Source organism: uncultured Tenacibaculum sp. (assembly GCF_947495995.1).
Lineage (GTDB): Bacteria > Bacteroidota > Bacteroidia > Flavobacteriales > Flavobacteriaceae > Polaribacter.
This window is the reverse complement of sequence record NZ_CANMAX010000002.1, coordinates 143950-159285: the sequence shown is the minus strand read 5'-3', so window position 1 is coordinate 159285 and position 15336 is coordinate 143950. Positions and strand designations below refer to the sequence as shown.

Sequence of the window (15336 nt, the reverse complement as noted above, 5' to 3'; positions counted from 1 at the left end):
AAGTAAAATCTAACTATTTCGAAAGTTTATTAACGATTACGTTAATAATATCTTTAGCTACTTCTTTTTTCGATTTTAAATCAAATCCTGTTTCATTAAAATCTTTATCAATAATAGTAATTTTATTTGTATCTCCTGCGAATCCAGCTCCTTTATCTCGTAAAGAATTTAAAACAATAAGATCTAAATTCTTCTTCTCGATTTTCTTTTTTGCATTTGAGACTTCATCGTTAGTTTCTAAAGCAAAACCAACTAATAATTGGTCTTTTTTAATTTCTCCTAAAGATTTTAAAATATCTTTTGTAGGTTCTAACTCAATTACTAACGAAGCATCTTTCTTTTTTATTTTCTGAGAAGCTACATTTTTAGGTCTATAATCTGCAACTGCTGCCGATAAAATGGCAATATCAACATCATTAAAATAATTATGACATGCATCATACATGTCTTGAGCTGATGTTACGTCTATTCTGTTTACTAGAGAATGTTTTATTTTTTGATGTGAAGGACCAGAAACTAAAAAAACTTCAGCTCCTAAATTAGCTGCCGCTTCAGCAACTGCAAATCCCATTTTACCTGAAGAATGATTACCGATAAAACGAACAGGATCTATCGCTTCATAAGTTGGTCCGGCAGTTAAAAGTAACTTTTTACCTTTCAATGGTAATTTAGAAAGCATATCGTTTTCAATAAAACTAACAATATCTTCTGGCTCTGCCATTCTTCCTTCACCAACTAATCCACTAGCTAATTCGCCAGATGTAGCTGGTATCATAATATTACCAAAACTTTGTAAACTCTCTAAACTTGATTTTGTTGATGGATGCTTATACATATCTAAATCCATTGCTGGAGCAAAATATATTGGACATTTTGCTGATAAATACGTTGCTAATAATAAATTATCGCAACTACCATTTGTCATTTTTGATAATGTATTCGCTGTAGCTGGCGCGATTAGCATAATATCAGCCCACAAACCTAAATCCACATGGTTATTCCATAATTCATTTTCATCTTCTTTATCATAAAAAGTAGAATGAACTGGATTTTTAGAAAGTGTAGATAATGTTAGTGGGGTTATAAAATCTTTAGACGCAGGAGTCATAATAACTTTGACTTCTGCGCCTGATTTTATAAATAAACGAACCAAACCGGCCGTTTTATATGCAGCTATACCAGCGGTAATACCGAGTAATACCTTCTTACCTTGCAGTATAGACATTAATTATTTCTTTTTGTCTGTAGAACGGTGATAAACTTTGTCGTTTAACCACTCTTCAACAGCAATAGCTGTTGGCTTTGGTAATCTTTCGTAAAATTTAGATACCTCTATTTGTTCTTTGTTTTCAAAAACTTCTTCTAAGCTATCGTTATAAGTAGCAAACTCGTCTAACTTATCAACTAACTCTTTCTTTAAATCAGAATTAATTTGAGTAGCTCTTTTAGCTATAATAGAAATAGCCTCATAAATATTTTCAGTAGGTGCCTCAACTGCTTCTCTATCATAAGTTACTGTACTTACTGGGGCTTTAGTTTCTTTGTAATTCATATTTAACTTTTAACTGATTGTTTTTGTATCTCTTGTTCCATTTCCTTCAAAGTTGATAACATCTCTTCTGATTCTTTATCGTACTTTGATTTTGGGAAGTTACGCTTTAACTTCTCGTATGCTTTAATTGCAGCTTTTGTACGTTCTGCTTTTCTTCTAGCTGTACTTTTCACTGCAAAATCGTGAGAAGCTTTTAACCTATAAAATAACGCTTCTTCCTTATATGTTGTTCCTAAGTAATCTGACAATAAATTATCGAAAGCTACCACAGCTGCTCTATAATTTCTTGGATCTGTTCCTGCTGTTTTGTAATAGTTTTTTGCTATTTCGAAAGATTTACTTTCTAACATATAACGTAAATCTCTATAATACTTGTTAGCTTCTGCTAATTTTGGAGAATCAGGATATCTATCAATAAACGATTGAAAAGCATTTATTGCTTTGTTAATGTTAGTTGCATCTTTAGTGTAAGACGGAGCAGCTTTAAAATAACTTAACGCTGATAAGAAATCTGCTTCTTCTCTTTTAGAACTTTTTGGATAGTTATCTGAAAAACGACCAAAATAATAACCTGCAATTCCATAATTCTTTTCATTAAAATTAGAATTTGCAACCATATACTGGATTCTTTCCATTTGCGGTTTTCCTCTGTATGAAGGCGTTATTTTTTCAAACAAACGCAAAGCTCTATTATACTTTTCAGCTTCATACATCTTAATGGCCATTTTGTATTGCTCATCAGTTGTACCTCTATTTAATGCTCTATGATACTCCCCACAAGAAGTTAACATTAAAAATGTAAAAACGACGTAAACTATTCTCTTCATTTTTTGCATCTGGCAAAATTACTAATTAATTATGTATTATTAAAATTGAATTTTATTAGAAATTCTGCGACAATAACGCATAAACTTATGGAAAATGCTATTAAACGTATGTTAAATTTGATTTGAGAAAGCTATTCCCAATGCTCCTAAAATTCATTTTAATTACATGAACTAGGATATTTTGAATTGTTCTTACATGGTCGATGCCAACGAACTGGTTCACGAGCCAATTCAGAAATAATTGGATTTATTACTTCTGCTCCTCCTTTAAATGGTTTATAAATCCCGACAACTCTTGGAGAAATTACAATACCATTATTTTTCTGATCATTTTCATCTGCTTCAGTATTCGTGTATAATTGTGCTTTTATTGTACCAATAGAAAGGATTGCATTCTGAATTGTAGTTTCATTTATTTCACTTGGTAACGGTAAAGCTGAGGAAACACTTCTTCCTGTGATACCTAAAGTTTGTACACTTAAACTTCCCTTCAATCTTCCTGCTTTAGCTTCACTTCCAATAACTCCTAAACCTGACAAGTTCACATTGGCTTCTAAAACTGTAACTCTAGCAACCACTCTCAATCCTACTCCAATGTATACTGGCACAACCTTTTCTTCCCACTCTTCTTTTTCTGGTAAAGTCGCTCTGATTTGATTCTTTTGATTTTCATATTCTGAAGAGAAATCTTTATCCATATTATTATCAAACACATCGTAACGAATACTAGGTTTGATTTCATACACTACTTTATCTTCTTTCTTTTTAGATTCATCAGCACTATTATAAATTACTTTTTTTTCTCTAAAGAAGAATGGAATTTGGGTTACATCAACATTCACATAATCTAAAGTTACTTCGTAAGTGTCGTTTTTCGCAGTAGCTTTAACAACACTACCGTAAGTTAAAGAACCGTCTCCGTTGATTTTAGCAATTGATAAACGAACAGTTTGATCTGGAAAAGAATTCAATAATGATTTATAAGGAATTTCTTCTCCTGGTTTACATGGTAAACAGCTATTTCCCATAACTGTTGATACCGGGAAAGGATCTATAGGAATATAAGAATATGAAGAGTTTTGTTCTCCTAGAGTTTTAGCTTCTGGCAAATCAGCAGATTTACAACTAACAAAAACTAACATCGTTAATAGAAAAGTTTTTAAGAGTTTCATAAAGATGATTTAAGTTTGATTAATGTTCTAATAAAGATATAAAATCACCCCTTAAGTAACTCTTTATAAACCATAAAACCATACACTTTAAGCACAAGCGTATGGTTTTAGAACTTTATTTATACTAAGAATTATAGCGAATCTACAAAATCTGAAATTTGAGTTTGTAATTCTTCAGATGCTTTGACTAATGGTAAACGAACTTCATCTAAACAAATTCCTTTTTTATTTAATAAAGATTTAATTCCAGCAGGATTTCCTTCAGCAAATATTAAATCAATACTATCCATTACTTTGTAATGTAATTCATATGCTTCTTGTGTTTTTCCTTCTAATCCTAACTGAATCATATCAGAAAACTCTTTTGGTAAACCTTCTCCAATTACACTGATTACACCAGATCCACCAGCTAAAGTCATTGGTAAAGCAATCATGTCATCTCCAGAAATTACTAAAAAGTCTTTCGGAGCATGTTGAATAATTCGCATTGCTTGTACCATATCTCCTTTTGCCTCTTTTACAGCGACAACGTTTTCGAATTCGTTTGCTAAACGAACAACAACTTCTGGTGACATATTAGAAGATGTTCTTCCTGGTACGTTATATAAAATGATTGGTTTATCTGTAGCTTCTGAAACAGCTTTGAAATGCTGATAAATTCCTTCTTGTGTTGGTTTATTATAATATGGTGAAACAGATAAAATACCATCAAAGTTTGAAAGATCTGTATTTTTAATTTCTTCAACAACAGCAGCTGTATTATTTCCTCCAATTCCTATAACTAAAGGTAATCTACCATTATTTACTTCTATAATTTTTGATTTAACAGCTTCTTTCTCTTCCTTAGATAATGTTGCAGGTTCGCCAGTAGTTCCTAAAACCACTAAATAATTCACACCATTATCTATTTGATAATTTACCAATCTTTCTAAGCCGTCGAAATCAATGCTTTTATCTTCATTAAATGGAGTTACTAATGCGACTCCAGTACCTATAAACTTTTGCATGTTAAATGTTCAAAATTTAGGGTAAAATTAATGCTTTATTTCAATTTAAATTGCCTTTTAATAAGAATACACAAATTTTTATTTCGTGTTTAATTTTGTTCTTCTTCCCCAGAAAAAGTAAATGCTTAGCACTGTTTTTATGTTGAGGATAAGTACTTTTTATTCTTTCGCTTGAAAAGATATTTGTTTTTGTTCGTCTAAGCAGTAAATAAACTTGAATTCATCATGAAACAAAAATTCCCCTTAATCCTTAAAGCTATAGCTGGAATAATTATGTTGCAAACATTATTTTTCAAATTTACAGCTAATGAAGCAAGTGTTGATTTATTTACTAAAGTTGCAGGAGAACATGAAGCTTTAATGAGAATTGGAACAGGAGTAATTGAATTAATCGCTACCATACTCTTGTTTATTCCTAAAAAGACTTGGTTAGGAGCTTTTATTACTGTAGGTGTAATGTTCGGTGCTGTATTTTCACATATAACCAAAATCGGAATTGTACATAATAATGATGGTGGCTCACTATTTATTATGGCTATAATAACGCTAATTAGTGGTGGGATTTTATTATGGATAAATAAAAAAGATATTCCTTTTTTAAACCTCTAATTGAGCTTTAGCAATAATTGCTTTACAGATATAAAATTGCGCAGTTATATACGTAATCATTATAACTGGTAATAAAATAGGCTCTGGACTATAGAATTTATACAAAGCCAAAACACTATCCGAAAGAATAAAAATTAATGCTCCTATTAACAACCACAAATTTTCAGTTGCTTTATTCTTTATGTAATTCAACAGAGAAACTGTTCCGAAAGTTGAAATTATTAATCCGTATACAATTACAGGAATAAATAACTCTTTCAGATTATCCATTATCACATAAATTATACCTGAGAAATAAAGTAAAAATATTCCTAAACTAATCAGTTTTGTAGTCGTTTTTATTTTAGGAAGATATTTTACAATCATCTTGATGTAAATAAGATGCGTGATAAGAAAAGACACTAATCCTAAAACAAAATAATCTTCAGGGAATAACAATAATACATCACCCCAAAACGCAAAAAACAAAGCTGATATAAACCAAAAATTAGGTTTTGATACACTCACTAAATATAAGACTGCCAAAACACAAGTAATTAATGGTTTAAAAATTAACTCAATTATTCTTTCATTATATATGGTTGCGTAAATTTCTATACACGCAACAATTAAGAACAAAATAGAAAATAACGTCTTTTTGGTCATCATTGAATTGTTTTTAGGCATTTCTTAAAATAAATCCTTTGTAAAATAAATAATTTGAGATAAAATAAATAAGGTGAGCTATAATCGAATAGTACATATTATAGTCGTTAAATAATACTATCGTTAAGATTGAATCTGACACAATTCTTGCTGCTATGGCTAGAAATAGAAAGTAATTTGTCGGAATCATCCTCTTCAAGTAATTTGTAAACAATAAAGAAGTTGCCATACTTAATGTAACTCCGTACAAGAACAAAGAAAGAAATGCATTTCCTTTATTTTTAATTGTGTAGATGAAAACAATTAAAAACAGAAAGAAAAATATAACGAAATACTTAATAATTTCTTTTCTTACTTTGCTTTTAAAAGACCTCCAACATATACTTGAGATTATTAAGTAACTTAAACAGTAGAATAATAAACCAATACTAAAACAATCTAGGTTTACTATAATTAAATCTGCTAAGATGATACTTAAAAAGAATAAAACAACCTTTACATTTATAGTTTTAACAGAAGTATAGTATGTAACTAATAAAACTATTATTGGTATAGCTTTTAAGTTAATTCTATGCTCACTATGATTTGCTAATAAGTATACTGCAAGCACACTTATTAGAGCATAAATAAATAATAAAGGTCGCTTTAAATTCAAAAATATTATTTAATCATTTCTATAAAATCGTCTTCAGAAACTATCGGAATTCCAAGTGTTTCTGCTTTTGCTAATTTACTTGGCCCCATGTTATCTCCAGCTACAATAAAGTTAGTTTTCTTAGAAATAGAACTACTAACTTTACCTCCATTATCTTCTATAGCTTTTTTTAGTTCTGTTCTACTCATTTGATGAAACACACCAGAAACTACAAAAACTTTACCTTCTAACTTATTGGTTTGATTTGCTAAGTTTTCTTGTGAAACTTCTAATTGAACTCCGTAAGATTTCAATCTTCCAATAATTTCAATATTATTCTCATCAGATAAAAAGTCAATTACACTTTGTGCAATTCGATCTCCAATTTCATCAACTGCAACTAAATCTTCAAAACTTGCATTAGACAAATTATCTATTGAAGTAAAATGTTTGGCTAACTTTTTTGCTACTGTTTCACCAACAAATCGAATTCCTAAAGCAAATAATACTTTCTCAAACGGAATCTCTTTAGATTTTGAAATTCCTTCAATCATATTTTTTGCAGATTTCTCTGCCATTCTTTCTAAAGGAACAACTTGCTCTACTTTTAAATCATAAATATCAGCGTAATTTTTTATTAGACCTTCTTTATGAAGTAATTCAACTGTTTCAGAACCTAAACCATCAATATCCATCGCTTTTCTACTGATATAATGTTGAATTTTACCTGTAATCTGAGGTGCACATCCGAATTCATTCGGACAATAGTGTTTTGCATCTCCTTCAGTTCTTACTAATGGAGTATTACAAACCGGACAATGTTCTGCGTACTTTGTCTCTACTGAATCTTCTGCTCTTTTGGATAAATCTACTCCCATGATTTTAGGAATAATTTCTCCTCCTTTTTCTACAAAAACAGTATCGCCAATTCGAACATCTAACTTTTCAATTTGATCAGCATTGTGAAGTGAAGCTCTTTTAACAATTGTTCCTGCTAAATGAACCGGCTCTAAATTTGCCACAGGAGTTATTGCTCCTGTTCTTCCTACTTGATAAGTAATTTCGTTTAAAATTGTAGTTACCTGTTCTGCCTTAAACTTGTAAGCAATTGCCCATCTTGGAGATTTGGATGTATAACCTAACTCCTCTTGTTGTAGCAAAGAGTTTACTTTTACTACAACTCCATCAGTTTCATATGGTAAGTTATGTCTTTCAACATCCCAATGATTTACAAACTCTAAAACTTCATCAATAGATTTAGCTAAAGTGATTGTTTTTGGTACTTTAAATCCGCAATCACGAGCAGCATTTAAACTTTCAAAATGCGTTTTATATTTTGTTTCGTTAGTTACTACTTGATATAAAAGGCAATCTAAAGGTCTTTTCGCTACTTCAGCACTATCTTGTAATTTTAAACTTCCACTAGCTGTATTTCTAGGGTTTCTGTAAGGATCTTCACCATTTGCAACTCTGTCTTCATTCATTTTATGAAATCCTTCTAAAGGAAGAATAATTTCACCTCTCATTTCAAAATTTGAGATAAAATCATCAGAGAGATTCAATGGAATAGATTTTATGGTACGAATATTTGCTGTTACTTCATCTCCTTGAAATCCGTCTCCTCTTGTAACTGCACTAAAGAATTTTCCATTTTCGTAAGTTAAATTAATAGATGCACCATCGTATTTTAACTCACATGTATATTCAATATCTGTAGTTCCTAAGTTCTTCTGAATACGCTTTTCCCAATCTAATAAATCTTCTTTAGAGTACGAATTATCTAAAGAATACATTCTGTTTTTATGAGTAATTGTATTGAAATTTTTAGTGATTTCACCACCTACTCTTTTTGTTGGAGAATTTGGATCAAAAAACTCTGGATTTTCTTCTTCTAACTTTTCTAATTCTTTTAGTTTGATGTCAAACTCATAATCAGAAATTGTAGCATTATCTAAAACATAATAATTGTAATTATGTTCATTCAATTCTTTTCTAAGCGATTCTATTCTGTCTTTTACTATCATCTATTTTCTTACTTTTCCTGTAAATACACTAATTCCTTTTGGAAACGGATTCCCTGAAGATCTTCTAAACGATACTACTTGTCCAACATGCCACATTGCATCAGCTATTGGTCCGTTTATTGCATTCCAAAAAGGATATTTATTTTCTCCAAAAATTACTTTAAACTCTGATAGGTCTTTTTGATATCTTAAAATATCACTTGCTTTTTTAAGATTCTGTAATGTCTTTTCTCTTTTCTCTTTGAAAGTCATTTCAGGTTGCTTTCCTCCATTAGGTTTATTTAATGCTGCATTTAAAATCACTTGAGATAATCCTAAAATATGATCTATAGTTTCTCCTGAAGTTCTTGCTTCTGGCGTTGGTTTAAAATTTAAATCTTTATCTGTTAAACCTTCTGTTGCCCAATAGTAACGAAAACCTAAACCATCTATCATTCTACTCGCTACTGAACCTGCTGTAAATTCTTTAGAAGCTTCTGGTATTTCGTAGTAAGGTAATTTTTGTGCGTTTACTTGAATTGACATCACTAAAAGTATTAGTATTGGGAAAACTTTTTTCATTTTTATTGGATAATTTGAGAAACGCAATTTACTATTTTTAATTAAAAAAGTTCGAAGCTTTCACTCCGAACTTTTTTAATTTTAGTATGATTTTTAATCTACTAATAATATGTATATCTACGAACTTTAGCGATATGTTTAGCTAAGCGCATAACTTGGTGAGAATACCCATATTCATTATCGTACCATACATAAATTACGATAGTATCTCCATCAGCAATTGTAGCTTTACTGTCAAAAATTGAAGGCGCAGTCGTACCAACAATATCTGTAGAAACTAACTCGTTACTTAATGAGTATTTAATTTGCTCAACTAAATCTCCTTCTAAAGCATACTGCTTCATAATAGCGTTAATAGCTTCTGCAGTTGTTTCAGAGTTTAATTGTAAGTTTAAGATAGCAAGAGATCCGTTTGGTACTGGTACTCTAATTGCATTTGAAGTTAATTTTCCTTCTAATGCTGGTAATGCTTTAGAAACTGCTTTTCCTGCACCAGTTTCAGTGATTACCATATTTAAAGCTGCAGCCCTACCTCTCCTATATTTTTTATGCATATTGTCTACTAAGTTTTGATCGTTAGTATATGCATGAATTGTTTCTAAATGTCCTTTTTTAATTCCGTAGTTATCTTCTAAAACTTTTAAAACTGGCGTAATAGCGTTAGTTGTACAAGATGCAGCAGAGAAAATATCTATATTATCAGGATTATTTTCTAAGTGATTTACACCATGAACGATATTTGGAATTCCTTTTCCTGGAGCAGTTAATAATACTTTTCCAGCTCCTTTAGCTTGTAAATGTCTACTTAAAGCTTCTTTATCTCTAAAAGCTCCTGTGTTATCAATAATTAAAGCATCATTAATTCCGTAAGCAGTATAATCAATATCTTCAGGTGCAGCAGCAGAAATCATCTTTACAGAAGTTCCGTTAATGATTAATGCATTGTTTTCAACATCTACTCTTACAGTTCCTAAGAAATCACCATGAACAGAATCAATACTTAATAATGAAGCTCTTTTTTCTAAAACACTTTGATCAATCTTTCCACGAGTAACAATAGCTCTTAATCGTAATTGAGAACCTTTACCCATTTTACTACTTAATTCTCTAGCTAATAAACGACCAATACGTCCGAATCCATATAATACAACGTCTTTAGGTTGAATACCGTTCGCTTGATTAGCATCTTTTAATTGATTCTTTACGAAATCAACTTTTTCTACACTAGCATCATCAATTAAATGATATTCATAAGCTAATTTACCTATATCTAATTTAGAAGCAGGTAATTCAATAGATTGAATAGCTCTAGCAATATCTAATGCATCTTGAATAGAAATTGGTTTTGCAACAAATTCTTTTGCATAATCAATTAAGTTTAAAACCTCGCTAGCTCTTTTATCTACTAATGGGTTTCTAAACAATACTAATTCAATTGATTTATCATACCATAAATCGTTTACAATATTGATAAATTCAGTAGTGGCTCTTCTCACCTGAGCTTGATTAGCAACTTCTTTCTCGTAATTTGTTATTATTGACATAGTTGTGTGAACTAATTTTTTTAAATTTTGTGCAAAAGTAGTTATTTCAAACGATTTCGTAACTTTTTTAAATAAAAAAACTCGATATTTTTTATATCGAGTTTTTTATTTGTAATAGGTTTAGAATCCATAGCGCTCTACTTGTCCAGTAGGACTTACCATTTCTATAATTAATCGTCTTCTATTTTTTAAAGAATAACTATCTAAAATATCTTTAGCTTCTGATGCTGTATGAATTTCTTTATTATTAATCTTAGTAATTACATATCCTTCTCCAACTTTGAATTGTTTTAAAGCAGGATTCGCATTTTTAATAATTTTGGCACCATGTGAAATATCTCTTTCTGATTTCTCCTCTTCAGTTAAATCTTTTAATTCGACTCCGAAGTTTTGAGAAATAAAAGAATCTCTTTTAGATAATTTTACTGTTCTTGTAAGTTCACTTCCATTTCTATTTACAGTTACATCAACAACTTCACCTGGTCTTTTTGCAGTTAACTGTCCTTTTAAATCTGAAAATTTAGAAATTTTAACATTATTAACTTTAGTAATAATATCTCCTTTTTTCAATCCAGCTTTTAAAGCGTCACTATTTTCATCAACAGAACCAATTTTTACTCCTTCAATTTCATTTGATGAACTATCTATTCCGATACCGATAATAGCTTCTTGAACATTACCGTATTCTAATAAATCGTCTATAATCTTCTTTGTAATATTAGAAGGTACAGCAAATGAATATCCAATAAACGATCCTGTTCTTGATGTAATAGCTGTATTAATTCCTATCAATTCTCCTCTAGTATTCACTAAAGCCCCTCCACTATTCCCAGGATTTACAGCTGCATCAGTCTGAATAAAAGATTCAATATTTGAATTTCCTTCTAAATCTCTTCCTTTAGCACTAACAATTCCTGCTGTCACTGTAGAATTTAAATTGTATGGATTTCCTACTGCTAAAACCCATTCACCAATTTTTGCATTGTCAGAATTACCAAAAACAATAAATGGTAAATCCATTTCTGCATCAATCTTTAATAAAGCAATGTCATTTTTTGGATCAGTTCCAATTAAATTCGCTTTATGTTTTTTACTATTATTTAAAGTAATTTCAATTTCTGATGCTCCTTCAATTACGTGATTGTTTGTCACGATGTAACCATCTGCAGAAATAATAACTCCACTTCCTGTTCCAACTTGCTCTCTTTGACTTCTTCCATTTCCTCTTCCGAAAAACTCTTCAAACGGATTGTAAACTTCTTTTACCGCAGTGTTTTTTACGTGAACAACTGCATTCACAGTTTTCTCTGCTGCTTCTGTAAAATTTGAAGGAGCAGATGCAGTATTCATTACTGCTGGCATATAATTAGCTTTAACCGTTTGCAACTGAGGTTCTATTGTTTTCTCGACAATTACTTGTGGTTGTTCAACAAATAATTTATAACCTCCTAAGGCAAATGCACCTCCTAGAAATGCAACACCAACGATTCCTAAAACTTTCTTCATATTGTTTTTAAATTTTTGTTACTCAAATATACAATTTTAACATTTTAAGATAATCTGTTTAACTTCATTTTAACGCACTTTAACCAGCGTTTAACAACCTTGTTTTCCTTACTAAATACATATATTTGTAGCTCATATGGAACTTACTTTTTATAAATATCAAGGAACAGGTAATGATTTTGTTATGATTGATAACAGAGCAAAATCCTTTCCGAAAAATAATACAGACATAATTGCTAAATTATGTCACAGAAATTTTGGTGTGGGAGCTGACGGTTTAATTCTTCTTGAAAATGATGATACTACCGATTTTAGAATGGTGTATTATAACGCCGATGGTAACGAAAGCAGCATGTGTGGTAATGGTGGAAGATGTATTGTTGCATTTGCAAATAAATTAGGTGTAATTAATCAAAAAACTACTTTTACTGCTATCGACGGATTGCATTTCGCTGAGTTTGATAATAATATTGTTAAACTACAGATGATCGATGTTGAAACTGTAGATTTACATGAAGGTTATGCTTTTGCTAATACAGGTTCTCCACACCATGTAGAGTTGGTTGAAAACATAGATAAATTTGATGTTTTTACTAACGGAAGAAATATTCGAAATTCAGTTTATGGAAAAGCTGGTAGTAATATTAACTTTGTAGAACAAACCAATACTGATAGTTTTCGCGTTAGAACATACGAACGTGGTGTTGAAGACGAAACATTGGCTTGTGGAACAGGAGTTACTGCTGTTGCTTTAGCAATGCACAAATTAGAGAAAACAAAAAATAATTCTGTAGCTCTTCAAGTAGAAGGTGGTGAATTATCAGTAACTTTTGATGTTAACGAATCTGGTTACAATAATATTCACTTAATTGGTCCAGCTACTTTTGTATTTAAAGGCACGATAACTATTTAATGAAATTACTAGAAGGAGAACATATTGCTTTAAGAGCAATTGAACCTGAAGATTTAGATTTTTTATTTACAATTGAAAATGACGAAACTTTTTGGGAGGTTAGTCATACTCAAAATCCTTTTTCTAAGTTTTTATTAAAACAATATATAGAGAATTGTCATTTAGATATATATGAAGCCAAACAATTACGTTTAGTCATTTTTGAAAAAGCAACAAATAAAAATGTAGGATTGATTGATTTATTTGATTTTAATCCGCAACACAGAAGAGCTGGTGTTGGAATTTTAATAGCGCAACAATTTCAAAAACAAGGTTATGCTTTCGAAGCTTTAAAAATTTTGATTGACTATAGTTTTTTAAGCTTACATTTACATCAATTATACGCTAATATCACTAGTGATAATCATCAAAGTCTTTCACTCTTTAAAAAGTTTGGTTTTAAAGAAATCGGAATCAAAAAAGACTGGATATTAGCAAAAGGAAAATATAAAGACGAAGTTTTATTTCAATTAATCAATGAAAAATAAAATCATTTACATCGCTATCGCCTTAATTTTAATTTTAGGTGTTGTTGGATATTCATTTTACCATAAGATTTTTGCTCCTGCAGTAATCAAAAAAGGTACAGTTTATATACCTTCTAATAGTAACATGGATGATCTAACAAAATTAATCAATGATTTTGTAGAGAAAACAGATGATTTTAATTGGGTAGCAGAGAAAAAGAAATTCACTAAACCTAAAGGTGGAAAATACACTTTAAAGAAAGGAATGAGTATGAATGATCTTGTAAACTTATTCCGTTCTGGTAACCAAACTCCTGTAAAAGTAACTTTCAACAATCAAGATTCATTAGAAAAACTTGCAGGAAGAATTGCACAACAAATAGAAGCCGACAGTACAACATTATTAAAAGCTTTTAAGGATAGTGATTTTTTGAAAAAAAATAATTTCACTGAAGTTTCTGCTTTGGGAATGTACATTCCTAATCAATATGAATTCTATTGGAATACTTCAGCAGATAAGTTTAGAAACAAAATGCTTTCCTATTATAATAAGTTTTGGAATGCTTCAAGGATAGAAAAAGCAAAACAACATGGTTTGACTAAAGAACAAGTAATTACTTTAGCTTCTATAGTTCAAAAAGAAACAGCTCAAATTGTAGAAAGACCTAAAGTTGCTGGGCTTTATTTAAATAGATATAAGAACAATTGGCCTTTAGAAGCCGACCCTACCATTATATATGCATTAAAGCAAAAACACGGACAAGACTTTATTGTTAAGAGAGTTCTTTTTAAAGACCTTGAAATAAAATCACCTTACAACACATATAAAAATGCAGGCTTGCCTCCTACTTTAATTGCTATGCCAGATATTTCTGCTATCGATGCTGTTTTAAGTCCAGAAAAGCACGATTACTTTTTTATGTGTGCCAGTATTGAAAAGATTGGTTTCCATGATTTTGCGAAAACATTGTCTCAACACAACAGAAATGCAGCAAAATATCAGCGTTGGATTAATAATCAGGGAATTAAGCGATAATTTTAACAAAAAATTATTTCAACTTAATTAACTGATTTTAAAGAAATTTAACATCAAAATCTTACTACTTTTTATTAATCTCTCAATTTTGAAAAGTTTTTTTTGAAAATAGTTAAAATCGTAAAATATACGATTTTCTCAGATTCGTTTTAATCCTTTTTTTTGTCATATATTTGCGCCCGCCAAATAGAAAGTATATTAATTATCAGAAAATTAGGGATATTATTAGTTAGTATTACTTTAATAAGTTTTACTTTAAAAAACGAAGAAAAAGAAAAGTTAGGAACCAAAACCACGGCTAAAAAACACGAAGTAACGGCTGATATACTAAAGCTAGAGAAAAACTTTGTTGGTTTTAAAGAAGCACTTGGTTTTAAAGAATCACAAGGAAGATATTATATCGTAAATTCTCACGGGTATTTAGGTAAATATCAATTTGGAAAAGGAACTTTACGTAGATTTAAAATTTATAATTCACAAAAATTCCTGAAAAACCCTGAACTACAAGAGAGGGCTTTCACTGCACTTTGTCAGGTGAATAAATGGATTTTAAGAAGGGATATTTCCCGTTTCGTAGGAAAAAAGATCAATGGAATACGTATTACAGAATCTGGAATTATAGCTTCTGCTCATTTAGCTGGACCTGGTAATGTAAAAAAATTCTTACGTTCTTACGGAAACTACCAGTTCAAAGATGCTTTTGGAACATCTATAGAAAGTTATATGAAGAAATTTGCTGGATATGATTTATCTTATATCAAAGCAGATAAAAAAGCTACAGTATAGAAAACAATTACTTT

Annotated in this window: 16 protein-coding genes; 5 read left to right on the top strand and 11 right to left on the bottom strand. The window is 30.3% G+C overall.

All coding sequences use genetic code 11. The features are described from left to right. Positions 1-13 precede the first annotated feature (13 nt). From coaBC to dapA, 5 genes are all read right to left on the bottom strand, one after another. Entirely contained in the window at positions 14-1225 is a 1212-nt protein-coding gene (coaBC, locus tag Q1A15_RS05785) for a bifunctional phosphopantothenoylcysteine decarboxylase/phosphopantothenate--cysteine ligase CoaBC (protein ID WP_299620223.1), read from the bottom strand. Between the two features lie 3 nt (positions 1226-1228). Beyond that, on the bottom strand, positions 1229-1552 hold the full coding sequence (locus Q1A15_RS05780) for a DNA-directed RNA polymerase subunit omega (protein ID WP_299620220.1): 324 nt from the start codon (positions 1550-1552) through the stop codon (positions 1229-1231). Between the two features lie 2 nt (positions 1553-1554). Continuing rightward, complete coding sequence (gene bamD, locus Q1A15_RS05775) at positions 1555-2379, bottom strand: outer membrane protein assembly factor BamD (RefSeq protein WP_299620217.1); 825 nt, start codon at positions 2377-2379, stop codon at positions 1555-1557. Between the two features lie 158 nt (positions 2380-2537). Next, positions 2538-3551 carry a hypothetical protein gene (locus Q1A15_RS05770; protein WP_299620214.1) on the bottom strand — a complete coding sequence of 338 codons (1014 nt, stop codon included), beginning with the start codon at positions 3549-3551 and terminating at the stop codon, positions 2538-2540. A gap of 131 nt (positions 3552-3682) precedes the next feature. Then, entirely contained in the window at positions 3683-4558 is an 876-nt protein-coding gene (gene dapA, locus Q1A15_RS05765) for a 4-hydroxy-tetrahydrodipicolinate synthase (protein WP_299620211.1), read from the bottom strand. A gap of 225 nt (positions 4559-4783) precedes the next feature. On the opposite strand from dapA, the gene Q1A15_RS05760 reads away from it, so the two are divergent. Then, the gene (locus tag Q1A15_RS05760) at positions 4784-5167 is read left to right on the top strand and encodes a DoxX family membrane protein (protein ID WP_299620208.1); all 384 of its coding nucleotides are present in this window, start codon (positions 4784-4786) and stop codon (positions 5165-5167) included. On the opposite strand, the gene Q1A15_RS05755 is transcribed toward Q1A15_RS05760, so the two are convergent. The 6 genes from Q1A15_RS05755 to Q1A15_RS05730 form a co-directional block, all read right to left on the bottom strand. After that, positions 5156-5815, bottom strand: a complete 660-nt coding sequence (locus Q1A15_RS05755; protein WP_299620205.1) for a lysoplasmalogenase — start codon at positions 5813-5815, stop codon at positions 5156-5158. The genes Q1A15_RS05760 and Q1A15_RS05755 overlap by 12 nt on opposite strands. Before the next feature lie 10 nt (positions 5816-5825). Then, a complete protein-coding gene (locus Q1A15_RS05750) occupies positions 5826-6467 on the bottom strand; it encodes a hypothetical protein (RefSeq protein WP_299620202.1) in 642 nt (213 codons plus the stop codon). Positions 6468-6472: 5 nt separating this feature from the next. Next, on the bottom strand, positions 6473-8470 hold the full coding sequence (gene ligA, locus Q1A15_RS05745; protein WP_299620199.1) for an NAD-dependent DNA ligase LigA: 1998 nt from the start codon (positions 8468-8470) through the stop codon (positions 6473-6475). Continuing rightward, a complete protein-coding gene (locus Q1A15_RS05740) occupies positions 8471-9031 on the bottom strand; it encodes a hypothetical protein (RefSeq protein ID WP_299620196.1) in 561 nt (186 codons plus the stop codon). Between the two features lie 101 nt (positions 9032-9132). Then, positions 9133-10575, bottom strand: coding sequence for a glyceraldehyde-3-phosphate dehydrogenase (locus Q1A15_RS05735; protein ID WP_299620193.1), 1443 nt, complete (start codon positions 10573-10575; stop codon positions 9133-9135). Between the two features lie 120 nt (positions 10576-10695). After that, the gene (locus Q1A15_RS05730) at positions 10696-12081 is read right to left on the bottom strand and encodes a trypsin-like peptidase domain-containing protein (protein ID WP_299620190.1); all 1386 of its coding nucleotides are present in this window, start codon (positions 12079-12081) and stop codon (positions 10696-10698) included. 136 nt (positions 12082-12217) lie between these two features. Here Q1A15_RS05730 and dapF point away from each other — a divergent pair, with 136 nt between their 5' ends. The 4 genes from dapF to Q1A15_RS05710 all read left to right on the top strand — a co-directional run bounded on the left by dapF (position 12218) and on the right by Q1A15_RS05710 (position 15322). Then, a complete protein-coding gene (gene dapF / locus Q1A15_RS05725; protein WP_299620187.1) occupies positions 12218-12994 on the top strand; it encodes a diaminopimelate epimerase in 777 nt (258 codons plus the stop codon). After that, entirely contained in the window at positions 12994-13521 is a 528-nt protein-coding gene (locus Q1A15_RS05720; RefSeq protein ID WP_299620184.1) for a GNAT family N-acetyltransferase, read from the top strand. Before dapF ends, Q1A15_RS05720 begins: the two co-directional genes overlap by 1 nt. Next, complete coding sequence (gene mltG / locus Q1A15_RS05715; RefSeq protein WP_299620181.1) at positions 13511-14536, top strand: endolytic transglycosylase MltG; 1026 nt, start codon at positions 13511-13513, stop codon at positions 14534-14536. The genes Q1A15_RS05720 and mltG overlap by 11 nt, the downstream gene beginning before the upstream one ends. A gap of 162 nt (positions 14537-14698) precedes the next feature. Next, entirely contained in the window at positions 14699-15322 is a 624-nt protein-coding gene (locus Q1A15_RS05710; RefSeq protein ID WP_299620178.1) for a peptidoglycan-binding protein LysM, read from the top strand. Positions 15323-15336: the final 14 nt, after the last annotated feature.

Coding starts and splice junctions, on each gene's coding strand:
- Q1A15_RS05720 (WP_299620184.1), top strand. CDS start 12,994: ATGAAATTACTAGAAGGAGAACATATTGCTTTAAGAGCAATTGAACCT.
- coaBC (WP_299620223.1), bottom strand. CDS start 1,225: ATGTCTATACTGCAAGGTAAGAAGGTATTACTCGGTATTACCGCTGGT.
- dapA (WP_299620211.1), bottom strand. CDS start 4,558: ATGCAAAAGTTTATAGGTACTGGAGTCGCATTAGTAACTCCATTTAAT.
- Q1A15_RS05755 (WP_299620205.1), bottom strand. CDS start 5,815: ATGATGACCAAAAAGACGTTATTTTCTATTTTGTTCTTAATTGTTGCG.
- Q1A15_RS05770 (WP_299620214.1), bottom strand. CDS start 3,551: ATGAAACTCTTAAAAACTTTTCTATTAACGATGTTAGTTTTTGTTAGT.
- Q1A15_RS05760 (WP_299620208.1), top strand. CDS start 4,784: ATGAAACAAAAATTCCCCTTAATCCTTAAAGCTATAGCTGGAATAATT.
- Q1A15_RS05730 (WP_299620190.1), bottom strand. CDS start 12,081: ATGAAGAAAGTTTTAGGAATCGTTGGTGTTGCATTTCTAGGAGGTGCA.
- Q1A15_RS05780 (WP_299620220.1), bottom strand. CDS start 1,552: ATGAATTACAAAGAAACTAAAGCCCCAGTAAGTACAGTAACTTATGAT.
- mltG (WP_299620181.1), top strand. CDS start 13,511: ATGAAAAATAAAATCATTTACATCGCTATCGCCTTAATTTTAATTTTA.
- Q1A15_RS05740 (WP_299620196.1), bottom strand. CDS start 9,031: ATGAAAAAAGTTTTCCCAATACTAATACTTTTAGTGATGTCAATTCAA.
- ligA (WP_299620199.1), bottom strand. CDS start 8,470: ATGATAGTAAAAGACAGAATAGAATCGCTTAGAAAAGAATTGAATGAA.
- Q1A15_RS05735 (WP_299620193.1), bottom strand. CDS start 10,575: ATGTCAATAATAACAAATTACGAGAAAGAAGTTGCTAATCAAGCTCAG.
- dapF (WP_299620187.1), top strand. CDS start 12,218: ATGGAACTTACTTTTTATAAATATCAAGGAACAGGTAATGATTTTGTT.
- bamD (WP_299620217.1), bottom strand. CDS start 2,379: ATGAAGAGAATAGTTTACGTCGTTTTTACATTTTTAATGTTAACTTCT.